General features: G+C 42.8%; 15 protein-coding genes. 7 read left to right on the plus strand and 8 right to left on the minus strand.

Going from position 1 to position 18,027, the window contains the following annotated elements; genetic code table 11:
• Positions 1-157 precede the first annotated feature (157 nt).
• The 3 genes from MOB01S_RS02720 to MOB01S_RS02730 form a co-directional block, all read right to left on the minus strand.
• On the minus strand, positions 158-1,087 hold the full coding sequence (locus MOB01S_RS02720; RefSeq protein WP_066801230.1) for a glycosyltransferase: 930 nt from the start codon (positions 1,085-1,087) through the stop codon (positions 158-160).
• A 188-nt stretch (positions 1,088-1,275) separates the two neighbouring features.
• On the minus strand, positions 1,276-2,679 hold the full coding sequence (locus MOB01S_RS02725) for a C13 family peptidase (protein WP_066801233.1): 1,404 nt from the start codon (positions 2,677-2,679) through the stop codon (positions 1,276-1,278).
• Between the two features lie 78 nt (positions 2,680-2,757).
• Complete coding sequence (locus MOB01S_RS02730; RefSeq protein WP_066801237.1) at positions 2,758-3,273, minus strand: DUF2726 domain-containing protein; 516 nt, start codon at positions 3,271-3,273, stop codon at positions 2,758-2,760.
• Between the two features lie 134 nt (positions 3,274-3,407).
• On the opposite strand from MOB01S_RS02730, the gene ccoS reads away from it, so the two are divergent.
• Both ccoS and MOB01S_RS02740 read left to right on the plus strand, forming a co-directional pair.
• Entirely contained in the window at positions 3,408-3,593 is a 186-nt protein-coding gene (gene ccoS, locus MOB01S_RS02735; RefSeq protein WP_066801241.1) for a cbb3-type cytochrome oxidase assembly protein CcoS, read from the plus strand.
• Positions 3,590-4,408: a sulfite exporter TauE/SafE family protein gene (locus MOB01S_RS02740; protein ID WP_066801244.1), complete on the plus strand. Its 819-nt coding sequence runs from the start codon at positions 3,590-3,592 to the stop codon at positions 4,406-4,408. Before ccoS ends, MOB01S_RS02740 begins: the two co-directional genes overlap by 4 nt.
• A gap of 45 nt (positions 4,409-4,453) precedes the next feature.
• On the opposite strand, the gene MOB01S_RS02745 is transcribed toward MOB01S_RS02740, so the two are convergent.
• Positions 4,454-5,227, minus strand: a complete 774-nt coding sequence (locus MOB01S_RS02745; protein ID WP_066801247.1) for a 3'-5' exonuclease — start codon at positions 5,225-5,227, stop codon at positions 4,454-4,456.
• Between the two features lie 244 nt (positions 5,228-5,471).
• On the opposite strand from MOB01S_RS02745, the gene MOB01S_RS02750 reads away from it, so the two are divergent.
• From MOB01S_RS02750 to MOB01S_RS02760, 3 genes are all read left to right on the plus strand, one after another.
• Positions 5,472-6,824: a Slam-dependent surface lipoprotein gene (locus MOB01S_RS02750; RefSeq protein WP_066801250.1), complete on the plus strand. Its 1,353-nt coding sequence runs from the start codon at positions 5,472-5,474 to the stop codon at positions 6,822-6,824.
• Positions 6,825-6,923: 99 nt separating this feature from the next.
• Positions 6,924-8,708, plus strand: a complete 1,785-nt coding sequence (locus MOB01S_RS02755; protein WP_066801253.1) for a M61 family metallopeptidase — start codon at positions 6,924-6,926, stop codon at positions 8,706-8,708.
• A complete protein-coding gene (locus MOB01S_RS02760) occupies positions 8,705-10,156 on the plus strand; it encodes an NAD(P)H-hydrate dehydratase (protein WP_157073875.1) in 1,452 nt (483 codons plus the stop codon). Before MOB01S_RS02755 ends, MOB01S_RS02760 begins: the two co-directional genes overlap by 4 nt.
• A 3-nt stretch (positions 10,157-10,159) precedes the next feature.
• Here MOB01S_RS02760 and thiI read toward each other — a convergent pair whose 3' ends face one another.
• The 4 genes from thiI to mtgA all read right to left on the minus strand — a co-directional run bounded on the left by thiI (position 10,160) and on the right by mtgA (position 15,436).
• Positions 10,160-11,602, minus strand: coding sequence for a tRNA uracil 4-sulfurtransferase ThiI (thiI, locus tag MOB01S_RS02765; protein ID WP_066801262.1), 1,443 nt, complete (start codon positions 11,600-11,602; stop codon positions 10,160-10,162).
• A gap of 118 nt (positions 11,603-11,720) precedes the next feature.
• Positions 11,721-12,185 carry a YchJ family protein gene (locus MOB01S_RS02770; protein ID WP_066801264.1) on the minus strand — a complete coding sequence of 155 codons (465 nt, stop codon included), beginning with the start codon at positions 12,183-12,185 and terminating at the stop codon, positions 11,721-11,723.
• Positions 12,182-14,362: a polyphosphate kinase 1 gene (ppk1, locus tag MOB01S_RS02775; RefSeq protein ID WP_084349589.1), complete on the minus strand. Its 2,181-nt coding sequence runs from the start codon at positions 14,360-14,362 to the stop codon at positions 12,182-12,184. Before ppk1 ends, MOB01S_RS02770 begins: the two co-directional genes overlap by 4 nt.
• Positions 14,363-14,455: 93 nt before the next feature.
• Entirely contained in the window at positions 14,456-15,436 is a 981-nt protein-coding gene (mtgA, locus tag MOB01S_RS02780) for a monofunctional biosynthetic peptidoglycan transglycosylase (RefSeq protein WP_084349593.1), read from the minus strand.
• A gap of 73 nt (positions 15,437-15,509) precedes the next feature.
• On the opposite strand from mtgA, the gene MOB01S_RS02785 reads away from it, so the two are divergent.
• Both MOB01S_RS02785 and MOB01S_RS02790 read left to right on the plus strand, forming a co-directional pair.
• Positions 15,510-15,881: a thioredoxin domain-containing protein gene (locus MOB01S_RS02785; RefSeq protein WP_066801266.1), complete on the plus strand. Its 372-nt coding sequence runs from the start codon at positions 15,510-15,512 to the stop codon at positions 15,879-15,881.
• A 389-nt stretch (positions 15,882-16,270) separates the two neighbouring features.
• Complete coding sequence (locus tag MOB01S_RS02790) at positions 16,271-18,025, plus strand: L-lactate permease (RefSeq protein WP_066801269.1); 1,755 nt, start codon at positions 16,271-16,273, stop codon at positions 18,023-18,025.
• Positions 18,026-18,027 lie beyond the last annotated feature (2 nt).

The raw sequence follows: 18,027 nt of genomic DNA on the forward strand, positions 1-18,027 counted from the left end.
TTAGGTTTTTTCGTTCGTGGTGAGCTTGTTGAACCATAACGAAAACTCACCCACAGGCAAGCTGGGGGCGAACGGTTTTGCTGTATAGTTTTGATATGAATTAAGTATAAAATTAGTATTGTGGGAAGTCTATTATTTTTTAATTCATCACGCTTATTTATTCTAATCTGAATAATTTGGGTTCTGCATCTTGTTCATCGTGTTTGAACATGGTTTTATATTGCCAAGGCGTTTTGCCAAATTCGTCTTGATTTTCTAATTTGAAGATGTTGTTTTTGACTTTGAAGGACTCCAATTGTATTAAATACTCTCTGTGTGGTTTGTTGGTTAAGTCCAATGACTGGGCAATTGAGTCGTCAAATGCCACTTGGTTATATTTTGTGATATCTATATAATAATATACTGTATATCGTCCAGAACAGATGCCAATAAGCTGTGGGTGGCTAAATAAATGTTTTGTGATGTTACGATCATTGCCACACCCAGTCATCACCCAGATTGTGCTTAGGCTCTGTGCCAATGCACGCCTCATGGCAAAGCAATTGACGTCTATTAAATATGGCCAATCAAAAGACAGTGTTGAATATACTCCAGTTTGTATGGCAATGTCGTCAATCTGAATAGATAGTGGATAGAACCGTGTTTTTGGTGCGGACCAAAAGCCTAAACTTTCGGTATCATCTGGGCAAATGATTTGTTGTTTCTCATCAACACAATAACGTAACGCATAAGCATAATCAGCATGGTGTGTCTGCATATCTGTTACCAATGTCTTTACATGGTCGTCATCATACCAATTATCATCGTCCAAATAAAAAATAATCTCTTCTTCTACCAAATAAGGTGCAATGGCATTGATGGTGGAATTCATCAATTCGTTTGCACCACCTCCTGTATTCATGGGTAGATAAACGACTTCAACATCAGGGTAGGCTTTGACCATGTTTTTGACGGTTTTGTGATATTGTTTTCCGTCCACAAAAATATAGTGTTTACAAGGATAGCTTTGGTTTTGAACGCTTTTTATGGTGCGTAGCAGGCTTTTACGTCCTACGGTTGAGGTGATGATGGCAACGGTTGGGTTCATTTTAGTATTCCTTAAAAGCAAGCTATTTTTATTGAAAAATGTATTCTATAAAGTGAAAAAATGCTATGGCTTTTGTTCATGGTGGAAAAGTTGCACTAACAAAAACCAACCCAAAGACTGGCGTAGGGTGGATGGTTTTTGTGATGAGATTTTAGTTTATTGATGGTGGTGTGATTATAGTGTCAAGGCTATTCTTTTCCTTTATGTTCAAATAACATTTTTTCAAATTCAGGCAGGGCAGTTTTCATGAGACTGCCAACCACCATTTGGGGTTCAGATGGCTCAAAACCTTTTAGGGCTTCACGCTCACTCACTCGGCGGACAGTTTGTGCAAAAGCACGCTCAAAACTGGTGTTATCTCGCAAAGCTTCGGCAAAAAAAGCCCGCCCAAAATAAGTCAAATCAGCATCTGCCGTACAGCCAAAAGAGGCTCTATCAGCACGTGAGGCGGTGATGATGGCGGTGGTGGGCGAAGATAATTCTTTGATGAATGTTCCAGAATAACACGCCGAAATCACAATCACACGCCAACGTATGCCTGAAGCATCTAGGGTTTGGCGTAGCCATTTGGGGTCAATGTCGTCCAAATCTAGGGGGGTGTTATCCATAACCAAATCCCCCAAAATATTGCCATATTGATCCACAGCTCCATGTGTGCTGATGGTCAAAAATAACACATCTTCGTCAGCATTCATCTGTTTGGCGACATATTTTAGGGTGGTGTCTAGACTGCTTTTGCTCGCTATGGGGTCAGTTTGCCATGTGGTGGGATTGTTGATGAGGGCGACTGATTTGCCTTTCGTGCCAAAACGCACGTCAAAGAGTTTTTTGGCTTCTTCTATTTCAGTTTTAAAGACATTTAAATCACCATAACCTGCCACACCCACAAAATACCAATCACTGACTCCTGTGGTGTTTTTTTGGATATTGGTTAATGTGTCATGCAAAATCATCGGTTGGGCATAAAAGGCGGTTTCGCTGATGGTGATGGGGGTTTCTGGAATTTTAAAAATAGGCTGATTTAGGACGTTTTTTTGCCACATGACCAAAAGAGCAATCGCCCCAAATAGGGTGAGTGTTTGTTCCCACCATGCCCAGTGCAACTGTTTGGCAAAAATCCACAAAAGTGAAGTGGTTTGCCACACAAACAATGCCATAAACAAGATGGATAGCCAGTAGTGTGTTTGGTTGGGTAGCCATTGTTTGAGATATAAAAACTGTACACCACTTTGAAGTAATGCCAACAAAACGTCCGCCACCAACCACAAAATCGCAGGGACAAATGTAAGAGCGTGGTTTTGGGTGCGTCTGGCAAGTACAATGCCAGCAAGGAGCATGATGGTGGGCCAGATTAGGTAGCTGATGAGTCCTTGTTCGTTAAACTCACTACCAAAATCAGACGCAAGCCACGCAAAAAGAATGTTTGCTCCCAATGCAAGGATTGCAAACAGCAAAAATTGCGTCATCGTTGGCTTGACCCAATGAAAAGCTCGCACCGAACCAATAAGCATCCATAAACTTGCACTGATGTTGGCAGCGAAGTTTAGAGAAAATCTGGGCAGAGTTTGTAATTTTAATGATGATAATGACAATGTACGCTCTTTACCAAAATCAAGGTTGTTTTAAAAATGAGCTATTTTCTCAAACTTGGGGCATTATAGCAACTTTTTTTATAAATCTTGTAACACCATAAGCACATCATGGCGTATCATTTGTATGCTTGGCATACGTTCGGCATGAAATCTCACCACGGCAATACCTGCACTGGCAAGGGCTTTGTCTTTTTTGTCATCTTGTTTTTGGCGAGTTTTGCTCTCATGTGTCCAGTCGTCCAATTCTATGGCAAGTAGTACAGTTTGGCAGTCTTTGGCAACCACGACATAATCCACGCTTTGACGACAAATGCGGTTAAACCAAAATGCCCTGTCATTGCCCGCATCCTCGCTTGGCTCGATGATACGAGAGAGTTGAACTTGGCTAAAAATTAGGTATTCGGGCAAAGCTTCTACCAATTTTTTAAAAAAAATCACTTCGCTATCAGTCATGATTGGCATGACGGTAAAGGGCCAAATAGCAAGCTCATCACCTTTGACAGGCGGTGGAGTGGAATCAACGGCTTCTTGACGTGTTTTTGTTAAAATCACCCCAACCACGATAATCACCACAACACCAACAAACCACCACATAAAATCCCCCAAAATCAACTATTCTAATCAATTTGTGGTGTGATGGCAAGTTGAAAAGCAAAGAAAGGGCAGATAAATTTCACCATGATTTTTTGGCGGTTGTGTGATAAAATAACAAAAATTTTGGGGGTGTTATGAATATTATTTATCTATTGATTCCGCTTAGTCTTATGCTATTTGTGGTGGCGATTTGGGCGGTGGTGTATGCGGTGCGGTCAAATCAGTTTGAGGATTTAGATAACGCACCAGACCAGATTATCCTTGATGACCGCCAAGCTCGCCGTGATGTCCAAGCCAAGATAAATGAGGATAAACGATGAGTGTGTTGGTTGTGCCTGCCCTGCTCATGGGGCTACTTGGCTCACCGCATTGTATGGGTATGTGTGGTGGTATTGTTACAGCGTTTGGCATTTCTATCCAAAACCTAAACCCCAAAAAACGCATGGCACTTATCATGACCTATCAAGTGGGTCGACTCATGAGTTATATGGGGCTTGGTCTTGTTGCGACATTGTTTGGTGAGCATATTTTGGCAGGATTTTTGACAGGTAATGCACTACCTAGAATCGTGCTTGGACTTGCGGTGGTGTTTGCGTCTTTGCTCATGCTGGGTGTGCCATTTCTAAATCGCCTTGAAAAAATGGGTTTGGGTATGTGGAATGCCCTTGCGCCCCTTCGCAAAAAGGTATTGCCAATGGATAGTCTACCAAAAGCACTAACAGCAGGACTTTTGTGGGGGCTTTTGCCTTGTGGGCTTGTGTATGGGGCATTAGTCATGGCGGTGAGTTTATCAGCTACGACACACATGAGTGGGGCAGGCGTGTTGTTTATGTTGATGTTTGGTTTTGGCACACTGCCTGCACTTGTGCTGACGGGTGGGGCATTGTCGTGGCTACAAAGCCATATCAAGGCATTTAACGTGCGTAAAATCAGTGGTGCGATGATGTTTGTTTCTGGGTTGTTTATCATGCTCTCACCAACCGCCATGCACCATTTGCACGGTCATCATCACGACCACGCCAGTCATGCTCATGGTACTCATCAAATGATAGAACATAACGAACATCATAATCATACCGACCACACCAATCATAATCACAGTCAGCATCAACACGACAACCATGTACATCACTAAACTAAAAAAACCGTTATCCAAGATAACGGTTTTTTTAATATACACTCACCCTGCACACCCTTCTAAAAATGCCTGATGACGCAATGAACCATCGTGATTGTGTAGGGTGTGTAGATAGTCTTTTGTGCCGTTTGTGGCGATTTCTAGGTTGTCTAAATCCAGCTTGCCTGTCAAATGTAAATATCTAAGATACACAAACCATGTGTTTAGCACGTCAGATTCACAGTAGGTGGTCAGCTTATCCCATTGACCTGCTTGCACCATAGGCACAACTTGTGAGCCATCAATATCGCCTTTGCCTGCAAATCCACACAGACTGGCTATGGTGTCAAGTTTTTGTTTGGCACCATATGAACCAAAGCTAAATTTATCCATAAGGTCAATGTGTTTTTCACTATAACGATATAGGTAGTCATTTTTTTGAAAACCAGCATTCATCAAAGCACTTGCATCTATTTTGTGGTGTGCCATGCGATAGAGTAGGACGGGCAAGTCAAAATTCGCCCCATTCCATGAGATGAGTGTGGCTTTTTTGGTGCAAGCTCGCAAAAAGGTGGCTAAAATCTCCGATTCACTTTTGTCTTGTAATGACAATGAACGTAGGTTGAATGTGTTATTTTCCACCCATAAAAAAGACAGGCAAGCGACTTGATGTAGTGGCAATCTCATAAAATCATTGCCTGCTTCGGCTTGTCGTAATGCAATCAAAGCGGTAAGTGCATCGTCATCACTTAAACCGTCCAAATCGTACAAACGTCTACCAGTTTGTAGGTCTGGTATGGTCTCGATGTCAAATACTAATAAAGGGGTGGAGGTCATCATCAAATCCTAATGGGCAAGGGTTGGAATGTTAGTATAACAACAGTATAACAATAAGGCAAATTGTTATTTTGGCGATGTTTTGAAGGGGGAGGGGTTGTGATGTTGGTGTGGTTGGCATATTTGTTTGCTTTTTGTATCTTTTTATGATATGGGAGATATTTTTATATCATTTTGGTTACTTTTAAGGTAGAATAATAAATGGGTTTGATTTGTCCATTTTTCTTCATTAGTAGGTAGCCCTATGAAAACAAAATCCTTATTTTTCGCCTTATCAGTTCTTTCTACAGCATTGGTGGCTTGTGGCGGTGGTGGTGCAGTGGCACCAAATACAAGTCCTGTCATCATTGGTGGCAATAATGCCAGTAAAAATACTAATGCAAATACTGGTACAAATACCAACACCAATGCGAATGCTAACAAGAATACTGGTACAAGTACCAATAAAAATACCAACACAAACCCAAATACAAGCACCAATAATACCAACACTGGTACAAATACCAATGCCAACAAAAATAATGGCACTACAACAACCCCAACCAAACCAATTACTACGCCAATTACCACACCGTCTGCTGGCAAGACTCTTCCAAGTGCATTTATCGCAGGTGGCAAAGCAACCCAAGCAACTTCTCCTGCCAATCGGTTTGCTACAGAGATTCAAAATGTCATCAAAGAAACCAACAAACTGCGTGCTGAAAAAGGCTTGGCACCGCTTGTTTATGACGAAAGATTATCTGCTCACGCACAGCTTCGTGCAATTGAGTCGGTTCAAAAGTTTTCTCATACACGCCCCAACAATGAAGATTGGTATGTAGGTATTGTTGGTCGTGGCACTTCCAATGAAAACTTGGCAGGTGGCGGTAAAACAGCCGCAGAGGCAGTAAAACAATGGAGAGAGAGTCCAAGTCATTATGCAGCCATTATGACTGACACACATACCAAAATTGGTGTGGGTGTGGTTTATGTGCCAAACAGTGAATATGGTTATTATTGGGTGCAAATCTTTGGTGATGAGAATGTCAGTTCCCAATACCAATTTAACGACATTACTGCCAACGTGGGTGTCGGTGAGTACAACAGCAAACCTTTAACCACGCTAGTCATCAATAACACCGCCATTCCGTTAAATAGCAACTCAAATGGCGATTGGAAGAATTTTTCGGCCAGCAATTATAGCGGTGTGGTCAATGGTTATGATAACAGCCGTTTTGGTACAGTAAAAGTGGGTAGTCAAAATCCACGCCTTTTCTATCAAGGCAACCAGACCACTAACGAGTCCGTGCCAACATCGGGTAAAGCCATCTATAACGGCAAGGCGGTCGTTGTCAATGGTGCTCAGGTGGATACCAGTGCCACTGCCAAGTTTAACGTAGACTTTGCCAAGAAGAACTTAACAGGGGCGGTTACTCGCACTGGTAAATCTGACATCAATATCAATGCCAACATCACAGGCAGTGCATTTAGCAGTGCGACAGGAGCAACTGTTAAAACACAAGGGGCATTTTTTGGCAACCAAGCCCAAGAGCTGGCAGGCGTGTTTGAGGATGCTAAAACCAATACCACAGGTGCGTTTGGTGCCAAAAAACAATAAATTTTGTTTTAAAAACACCGTCTTAGGGCGGTGTTTTTTTTTGTGGATTATTTGGAGGTTTTATAATAAAATCGTGGTATTTATCAGACTGGAAAAAATATGGCAATCATCAATCATCATTTAGATTTTGGGCGGTATTATGCACATCTGGTGGACGTGCGTATGACTTTCGTTGCTCCGTGTGATGCACCAACATTGTGGCTACCGACTTGGATAGCAGGCAGTTATCTGATTCGTGAATTTAGTAAGCACATCACCACCGTTTATTATGACAAAGATGGTACACAAAGAGCGATTAAAACCGATAAAAATCACTATGTCTTGGAAAATGTCAAGTCAGGTGATGAGGTGGTGGTGCATTATGAGGTGTATTGTCATGATTTGTCGGTGCGGACGGCTTTTGTTGATGATGGACGAATTTTTGGGAATTTTACCTCACTACTGCTTATGGTGCAAGGCTTGGAGCAAGCACCTTGTCAGATTGACATGACCATACCCAAACGTTTTTTGGCAAAAAATCCCAACACCATACTTGCCTCAGGATTAAAACATACACAGCACCGTGATGATGAGGGGTTGCGTATTGAGTTTGAGTCGTTGCCTGCTTTTGAGTGTTATGATTATCCTTTTGAGATTGGTCGTCAAGCCTTTTTTAAATTTGGCGTTAAATGTGGCGATACATTCATCAATCATCGTTTTTTCATCGCAGGTTTGCACAGTACAGCATTGACACGTTTGTCACAAGATGTTCAAAAGATTTGTCAGGCTTATGTGGATTGGCTGGGTGATACGCCGTTTGATGAATATACGTTTATGACTATGGTGACGGGCAGTGAGTATGGTGGGTTGGAGCACATTAACTCTACTGCACTTATCACGCCACGCAGTGATTTACCAACGGCACTAGATGAACATACAGAAGTACCAAATGAGCATTATCAACGGTTTTTGGGGTTGTGTAGTCATGAGTATTTTCATGCATGGTGGGTCAAGTCGGTACGACCTGATGTGATGATAACATCAGATTTGCAACACGAAGCCTACACACCGCTTTTGTGGGTGTTTGAGGGTTTTACAAGTTATATTGATGATTTGATGTTGCTAAAATCAGGTGTGATTGATAATAGCAGCTATTTTAAACTGTTGCAAAATCAAATCAACCGCTATCTACAAACTGATGGCAAAAAACATCAAAGTGTTGCTGAATCTAGTTTTGATACATGGATTAAGTTATATCGCCCTGATGAAAATACTACCAACCAAAGTGTGAGTTATTATAACAAAGGGGCGTTGGTGGCGTTGTGTCTGGATTTGACTTTGCTTAAACATTCAGACGGTCGTCATCGTTTGTTTGATGTGGTTTTGGCGTTTTATCAAAAATCACAGCAAGCTGACAATCGGCGTTTTGGTATAACAACTCAAACGTTGGGCGAGGTCATTGCTGGCATGGTGGGCGATGAAGTGTGGCAAGATTTTTATGAAAAATATGTCATCGGTGTACATCCATTGCCAGTTTTGGAGATGTTGGCTGAATTTGGCTTGGTATTTGTCAAAAAATCCCAACAAAAAATCTGGGGTATGGACACCAAAGAGGGTGAGGGTGGTCTTACCATCACACATTTGCACCGAGAGGGCATGGCAAGTCGTGCAGGGTTATCAGTGGGCGATGTGCTGGTGGCAGTCAATGGCATTAAAGCAAGCAAAGATGTTATTGTGCAAGCACATCAGTTACAAGGCTTTGATCATTATGCAGTCATCGTGCATGCTTTTCGCCGTGATGAGCTTAGGGTGTTTGAGGTGATTGATGAGAATGTGGTTTGTCATGAGCAACTGACAGGTTGGTTATACGACACCACCAACAAACAACAAGGTTGGTTGTTTTGAAAACGCCCATTTATAGTGCTTTATCCATAAAGTGTTGGGAGAAACGCTGGTTTGACGAGGGTAACAGCTCATTTGGGCTGATGAAACAAGCAAGTTTGGCAATCTGCTTTCAAGTTATTGATTTTATTAAAAATAATAACATCTGCCAAGCAGACATCATCATCTGGTGTGGTGTGGGCAATAATGGTGGTGATGGTTATTTGACCGCCAAATACCTGTCAGATTATCTGTGTGGGCATGATTTTACTGTACAAATTTTTGCCCCAAATACCCCCAAAAGTGCAGATGCTATTCGTGCAAAATCTGCTTCGTTGGGGGTGGCGATGTATGGTGATTGGGCAAATATTTGTCGTCAGTTTGAAAAAGCCATACACATTGACGCATTGTTTGGTAATGGGTTGGATAGATTGCTTGATGATGATAATGTATCTTTGATTGAGTTATTCAATCATCAAAACGGCACAAAAATCGCCCTTGATGTCCCAAGTGGTCTGCACCCTGATACAGGTGTGCCCATGCCAGTATGTACGCAGGTAGATGTCACGCTGTGTGTTTTGGGATTAAAAATAGGGTTGTTTGTTGGTATGGCAAAGGATTTTGTTGGTCAAATCATCAATCTACCCATCATACCCCCTGACGCATCACTGTCTGTATTGGCATACTTGTCTGATAAACCAACACCACGAGCAAGGCAAAAAACCGCCCACAAAGGTCATTTTGGTACGGTGGCAATCATCGGCGGTCATGAGCGTATGGGCGGAGCAGTCATTATGGCAAGTCAGATGGCGATGAGTGTGGGGGCAGGGCGAGTTACTGCCATTTGTCATGCCAGACACCATGGTGCCATATTGACGCGTTCACCCAATGTGATGGTGATGGATATTGAGCATGATGTAGATTGGGCGAGCTTTGACCGCGTAGCTTTTGGTATGGGGCTTGGGCGTGATGATTGGGCAAGGGTAATTTATGATAAAGTGATGACGATTCTTTTGCAACACCCTTTTGATAAAGTGGTGCTTGATGCTGATGCGTTGTACTTTTTGGCAAAAAATCCTGTTAAATTACCAAATCATGTCATTTGTACGCCTCATTCGGCAGAGTCGGCACGGCTTTTGGGGGTGAGTGTGGCAGATGTGGATGGTGATAAATGGACAGCTTTACAAAATCTACACGCCAAATACGGTGGTCAGTGGGTGATTAAGGGGGCAAATACGTTGTCATTTGATGGTTGTGATGTCTATGTATGCCCATTTGGCAACCCCTACATGGCGACAGCGGGTATGGGCGACATATTGGCAGGCATGATGGCAGGTTTGGATGCTGATATTCATGAGGTTGTGGCATGGCATGGCATAATGGGTGATGAGCTGGCAAAACATCGCCCATTTGGGATACATGCACACGAGATGGTGGACATGGTAAAGGCGGTGGGTCTTTACCATGTGTGAGGTTTAGGCGGTGGGTTTAAAAATCTTTATGTTCCCAAACCCTTTATCTTTAAGATAAACCGCTTGTAAGCCACTCATCACCCCTTTTTTACAGTAGAGTAGGTAGGTTTTGGTTTGGTCTAATTTTTCAAATTCACCACCCAATTTATAAAAAGCAATGTGTAAATCCGCCTTGTCAAATGGGTCGTTTTCCACTTCATCAGGCGAGCGAATATCAATCACCACATCATCATCACCCACCATACTTACTGTTTCTATGGCGTGCGTGTCTGTGCTTTGGTGTTTGATGTCTCTGATGTCAATGGTGATGGCGGTGTCAATGGCGTGTTTTAACACCTCAAAATTAAACTTGCTTTCGGTAGCAATCAGTTTGTGCTCAACTGCTTTGACGGTGGGGGATTTTGAAATCACGCCACAAAATTCTGGCATGGATTTGGCGATGTCTGCTGTGCCGATACGCTCTGCGGTGGCGATGATGTCGGCTTTGTCTTTGGTGATGAGTGGACGAAGCACCAAAACATCACTGGCTTTATCTATCATGGCAAGGTTGGTGAGGGTTTGGCTGGCGACTTGTCCCAATGCCTCACCTGTGACAATGGCCTGAATGCGATTTTTTGTGGCAATGGCACTAGCAACACGCACCATCATGCGTTTTAGCACCACGCCCATTTGCCCATCATCAATATTAGTCAAAATCTGTGCAACCACAGGCTCAAAATCAACAGTAGTAAAGCGAACTTTATGTGATGAGCTATAACGCTCCCACAGTTGATGTGCCATCTGTTTTGTGCCAATTTCGTGCGTTTTGCCACCCATATTAAAAAATAAATAATGTACACGGCTACCACGTCTGATAAATTCATAGCTTGCCACACCAGAATCAAACCCACCTGAGATGAGTGATAACACATCTTCTTGGGTACTCATGGGAAAACCGCCCATGCCATCAAAGCGAGCTTTGACAAAGAGCATTTTGTCGTTCTCAATTTCTATTTTGACGGTAATGTCGGGGTTTTTGAGCTTGACTTTGGCACTGGGTACTGCTTGGTTTAATCCACCACCGACATATTGGGCGATTTGTACAGAAGTAAAAGGGTGTATGCCACGCCGTTTGACACGCACGCAAAAAGTTTTATTTTCAAGACTGTCTTTGACTTTGGATAGGGTTTGCATAAAAATATCATGCAAATCAGTAAAGGGCGATTCTTCTACTTCTAAAAAATGATGAATGCCAGAGGTGCATTGCATTTTGTCAATGATGAGCGGACGAAGAGAGAGGTCTTTATGACGAACTTCTAGATAATCCCAGTGTGACACCACAACGGCTGTCTCATCAATGGGTTTTAAGATTTGGCGTAAATTGCCTGCCAATACCTTTGCAAAGCGTTTACGCACGGTATCGCTTTTCATCATGATTTCAGGGTGGAGTTTGACGATGTATTTCATGGATTGTTCTGTACTTAAAAATTACCAACCGATTTATCCAACGTCAAATTGGTTGGTATAGATATAAAAGTTGGCAAAATAAAAGGGCGTATTATACACCCTTTTTTATAAAAAACCACTAACCCAAAAACCGACCACAACAGGTTTTAAATTTATCACCACTGCCACACAGACAAGGTTGTTTGCCTGTCAAATTTGTGGGTAAAGTTGGGTCTAAAAAATACCACCGCTCACCCACTTTGACAAAGGCGGAGCGTTCGTCATGCACGCCTTGTTGCCCATCATTGTCAAAATATGCCCTAAAATGCACTTGGGCATGGCGTTTGCCAACTTTGTTATGGCTGATGACGGTCAAATGCGTCCAATTCATCGTATCTGCCCACGCTTGTAGGGTAGGTTTATCCAACAAATTCTGCTGGGCGGGGGCAGTGGTTGCGATGATATAATCTACATTTTTAAGATAAAATGACGAAAACCGTGAACGCATGAGTTGTTCGGCACTCTCTGGTAGTTTGGCAAAAGTATGAAAAGGCTGACAACACTCGCCATAATCATGTGCCATACCACATGGGCAAACACTCATCGTATGTCTCCACAGATTTTATCAAGCAGTACCGCCTGTGCATCATGGACAGGCTCGCTGTGTGCAACTTGGTGCCATTCGCCACGACCGTCTAGCTCCCACGCCTGCATGTTGTCATTGAGGTAATTTATCAAGCCGTCTTCATAGATTTGGGTAAATAAGGTTTTATCCAAAATCGGATAAGCCACCTCCACACGGTGTAAAAGATTTCTATCCATCAGGTCAGCACTAGAACAATAGAGTTTTTCATCGCCATTGTTGTAAAAATAATAAACCCGTGTATGCTCCAAAAACCGCCCTACGATGGAGCGTACTTTGATGTTTTCGGACAAACCCTTGACCTGCGGACGCAGACAGCAAATAGAGCGTACAATCAAATCAATCTGCACCCCTGCACAGCTTGCCTCGTAAAGTTTGTTGATGATGCCTTGCTCGGTAACGGCATTGCATTTTAGGATAATGCGTGCTTTTTTGCCAGCTTTGGCATGATTGATTTCTTGGTCAATGAGTTGACTTAGTCCACCATGCAGGGTAAATGGAGCGTGCATGATTTGGCGAGATGGCAGTGGTCTGCCCATGCCTGTTAATTGTCCAAACACACCTGCCACATCTGCACACATTTCTTCGTGAGCGGTAAATAATCCATAGTCGGTGTAGGCCTTGGCGTTACCAGCGTGGTAATTGCCTGTGCCTAGATGAGCATAACGGCGGATTTTACCATTTTCACGGCGGACGATGAGCATGAGTTTGGCGTGGGTTTTATAGCCGACCACACCATACACCACGATAGCCCCAGCGTCTTGAAGCATATTGGCGACAGCGATGTTGGAGGCTTCGTCAAATCTGGCTCTTAACTCAATGACGGCGGTTACTTCTTTGCCATTACGAGCAGCTTGGGCGAGTGCTTTGACAACATCAGAGTTCACCCCAGAGCGGTAAATGGTCTGTTTAATGGCAAGTACATCAGGGTCAGCCCCTGCTTGCCACAACATGTTCACCACAGGGTTAAAGGCAGAAAAAGGGTGATGAACCAGCACATCAGAGCGACCAATCACATCAAACATACTCTCTTTGCCCAAAAATACCTTTGGCGTGGCGTGGTTGAATGGAGCAAATTTAAGTTCAGGTTTATCAAAACTTGTCAGCATGCGTGTGAGATTGACAGGTCCATTGACACGATAAAGCTGGGATTCATCAAGTTCAAATTCACGAAGTAATAGCTGGTACAGCTCTTTTGGGCAGTTGGTGGTTACTTCTAGGCGAACTTTATGCCCAAAACGGCGATTGCCAAGCTCACCCTCCAACGCTTTGGCGATATCGTCCACATCATCAGACAAATCAAGGTCAGCATTGCGAGTTAGGCGAAACTGATGACAACCCTTGACTTTCATGCCCAAAAACAGCTCGCCCACGTGTTCGTGAATGACGGCAGAGAGCATGATGTGGTGTTCTTTGCCGTCTGTGAGTTCATCAGGTAGGCGTATCACACGAGGCAATGAGCGAGGGGCAGGAACGATGGCAAGCGACAAATCTCGCCCAAAAGCGTCCTTGCCCTCCAAACTGACGATGAAGTTGAGCGATTTATTGACAAGTCTTGGGAAGGGGTGGGCAGGGTCAATGCTGATGGGTGTCAAAACAGGCATGACTTGTTCAAAAAAGTAGGTCTTCATCCATGCTTTTTGGGCAGGGGTGAGTTCGTGCCGTTTTAGGTAACGTATGTCATGCTGGGCAAGTTCTGGCAAAATATTGTCATTTAAAATTCGGTATTGTTCCTCAACTGCACGATGAGCTACTTGGCTGATTTCGGCGAGCAGTTCGGAGGGTTTTCGTCCGTCCAAACTACTAGAAACATCGCCATTTTTCATTTTTTGAATCAGCCCTGCCACTCTAATTTCAAAAAACTCATCCATGTTTGATGAAAAAATCGTTAAAAAAAACATACGTTCAAGCAGTGGGTAGCGAGGATTGGTTGCTTGTGCCAACACCCTTAGCTGAAAGCGAAGTGTGGATAAATCACGGTTGATGTAGCAATCGGCCGTAGGTTCGCCCGTATCACCAAATAGAGGGCTAATCTTGTGAAAAGACGTGGGTAGGGGGGTTTGTCCCAGTACGCTTTTGACGGCTTGGTCATCAATGCTAAGGGTTTGGCAAGTGGAGGCTTTGCTAGGTTGGTTCATGGGCTTTTCCTAAATTTAAATGTTTTAAACTCACCTCTGTTTTTGCTATCATAGCATAAATTAAACCACATCACCACATTACTGTATGGGGATTTATGGGGGTAGGGGAGATGAGCCAAGTCGTTTTAAAATCACCTTTTGTTTCTTCTTTAAATGGGGATTGTTTAGGTTTTTTTGGTAGTATTTGGGGTTGGTGAGCATACTGGCAAGTAGGGCGGATTGGGCATTGGTGAGTTCACGAGCAGGTTTACCAAAATAATGCCACGATGCCGACTCTATGCCATAGATGCCATGACCAAATTCTACAACATTTAGATAAACCTCCAAAATGCGTTTTTTATCCCACATTTTTTCTATCATCAGCGTGATGATGACCTCTTCGGCTTTACGAATGTATGAGCGGTGCGAGCTTAAAAATAGGTTTTTGGCAAGCTGTTGGGTGATGGTTGAGCCACCTGCTTGGATTTTGCCAAGTTTTTCATTTTTTTTGAGGGCTTTTTCAATGCTGTCAAAATCAAACCCGTTATGATAAATAAACTGCCCGTCTTCGCTGGCAATGACCGCCTGTTTGGCACTTTTGGCGATATTTTCATAATCTACCCATTTTTGATTGACTGTGCCACCACCGATGCGGTGTGTTACCATAAACATGGAATTGCTGACAGGATAATTTTTCCAAATGCCCAAAAGTCCCGCCACAAGCAAATGAAAGACGATGACAATGACCAATAGGGGGGCGATAATCCAACGCCATAAAAACCCTTTTAGATTAAAACGAAACAGTTTTTTGGGTTTGTCATTCACAACCGCCACAATGCCTGTGCGTGTCGGTGTCGGTTTGGGGGGTGGCGGTGGCTTTGGTTTGGATTTGGGTGGATTGTTGTTGTTTAATCGTTGCCCAAAATCCAAACTCAACTGCTTAAATTTGGGTAAATTTTTAATTTTGGACAATTTGGAGGTTTTTTTGTTGGTGGTGGCATTGGTTTTTGGTTTTTTTTGGCTTAGTTTTTTGATATTGGCTGGGCTTTTGGGGTCAAGCGTGGGGTTAAGTTTGGTTTTTTTTGGTGGTTTCATGATTGTATTTTTGGTTGTTAAATTTGGATAAACATGAAATAATTGTACCTTATTTTTAAGATTTGGCAACGCCATGCAAACAACTTTTACAAATTGGCTTTATGCCCTACAACATAATCGTTTCGCTCTACAAGCCCTTAGCCAATCCGACTTTTACCAATTTTATGCCACATTATTGGCAGGTTTTGCCAAAACCCCTGATGATAAAACATGGTATTTGATTGGTACGGAGGGTTGTCATTTGTGCGAAAAAAGTATGGCAATGATAAATACATTAAATTTACAAAATAATGACATTAATATCGTGGAGTTGGATATTATGGAGGGCGGTGATGAAATCATCAATGCGTTGGGGGCGAGCATTCCAATCCTTTTAACGCCAAAAACGTTGCTTTGTTATCCATTTGGTATCATGGACGTGCTGATGTTGTTGCAATCACAATAAATTAACGAATGTTTACAAAAATCGTAAAACATTAGTCTGTGTGGGTATTTTAACTTATTGATTTTATTTTAAAAATTTAAAACTATACCAAAAATAACATAATTGCTATTTTTTTAAAAAATACCTTATATCAAATTTCGGATATTGGCTATCTATTTATTTTTATTGATAAAAGCAGTAGAATGGTGCTACAAAGATTATTCCCAAAATTTTATGACAAACAGGTATGTCTGTACAGTTTATAATTATTAATATAAAGTTCTTTTCTTGTTTTTTTTAATTATTATAAATATGTGGTACGCCAATAAAATGGTAGGGATTGGTCTTTTGTTGGGCAAATTTGCCCGTTTCTTTTTTATGTTGCCTTTTGGCATACAAGGAGTTGTTTTATGCTAACCTTTTTGGCATTATTGCCGATTTTAGTTGTTTTTATCTTATTGGTTGTAATGCGTCTGCCTGCCAAGATTGCAATGCCTGTTGCCTATGTCGCAACAGCCCTGCTTTCATTATTTGTCTGGCAAACGGCAGGCAATCAAGTAGCCGCCGCTACCATCAATGGTGTTTTGACGGCGGTCAATGTGCTATTTATCGTTTTTGCGGCGGTTTTGCTACTAAACACCATCAAAGAAAGCGGTGCGATTGTCGCCATTCGTCAAGGCTTTATGGGGATTTCACCTGACCGCCGTGTGCAGATGATTATCGTAGCGTGGCTGTTTGGCTCGCTGATTGAAGGCTCAACAGGCTGGGGAACGCCTTCTGCGGTCGGAGCGCCTCTTTTGTTGGCACTTGGCTTTCCTGCGATGGCGTGTGTGATGGCGATTTTGATTATTCAGTCCACCCCTGTATCCTATGGTGCGGTAGGGACACCCATTTTGATTGGGGTCAAATCAGGGCTTGACAACAAAGATGATGTTGCCAGTGCCATTGGCTCACAAGGCATTGATTTTATGCAGTATATTATACAAATCGGTGCCAATGTGGGCTTTATTCATGCTGTGGTTGGTACACTTGTTCCGCTACTTTTGTGCTGTTTCTTGACCAAATTTTTTGGCGAAAAACGCTCATTCCGTCAAGGTTTTGAAGCCCTGCCCTTTGCCATCTTTGCAGGACTTGCCTTTACCATACCTTATTATTTAACCGCCAAATTTGTCGGCCCTGAATTGCCATCGTTGGTTGGCTCAATCATCGGTCTTGGCATTGTTATTACCGCCGCCAAAAAGGGCTTTTTAACTCCCAAAACCACCTTTGACTTTGCTCATCGTGATAACTGGGAAGAAGAATGGAAAGGCACTCTACCAGCAACAACAGTTGACGCCAATGAAGTTTCCAAATTCTCAACACTAAAAGCATTTTCACCCTATTTGATTGTGATTGGGATTTTGATTGCCACTCGTACCATCGCTCCCTTAAAGGCATTTTTAACCAGCCATGGGGTGATTTCATTTAAAGAAATCTTGGGTACAAGTATTAAAAACGACACACAGCTACTATATTCGCCAGCTACTGTACTCCTTTTGGTATCTATTATTAGTATCTTTATTTTTGGTATGAAAGGCGATGCCATCAAAAAAAGCTGGAGTGCCTCTGGCAAAACCATGATTGCGGCTGCTCCTGCCTTGCTGTTCTCCATTCCAATGGTACAAGTGTTCATCAACTCTGGCACACCGCCTGATGTTGCCGAGCCGATTTTGGCAATGCCAAAAGTTTTGGCGGCTGGGGCGGCTGACCTATTTGAAGGGGCTTGGCCACTGTTTGCACCTTGGATTGGGGCATTGGGGGCGTTTATCGCAGGTTCTAACACCGTATCTAATATGATGTTTAGCCATTTTCAATGGAGTACAGCAAGCCAAATCGGTCTTGATGTTAATGATGCCAGCAATGTTGTGGCATTACAAGCTGTCGGCGGTGCGGCTGGTAATATGATTAGCGTGCACAATGTCGTGGCAGCCTGTGCGGTGGTTGGTATGGTAAACCGTGAAGGGCTTATTATTAGAAAAACGCTGATTGCAATGACTTATTATGCCATTCAAGCAGGACTGGTTGGTCTGGCATTAATCTTTAACCCTATATGGTGGATTGGTGCGGTGATTTGGCCTTTGGCATTCTTTGGCTTTATGGCAAGTCTTGATAAGAAAACCGCTTAATC

Origin of the sequence: Moraxella oblonga NBRC 102422 (assembly GCF_001598275.1) — a bacterium.
GTDB classification, from domain to species: Bacteria; Pseudomonadota; Gammaproteobacteria; order Pseudomonadales; family Moraxellaceae; genus Moraxella; species Moraxella oblonga.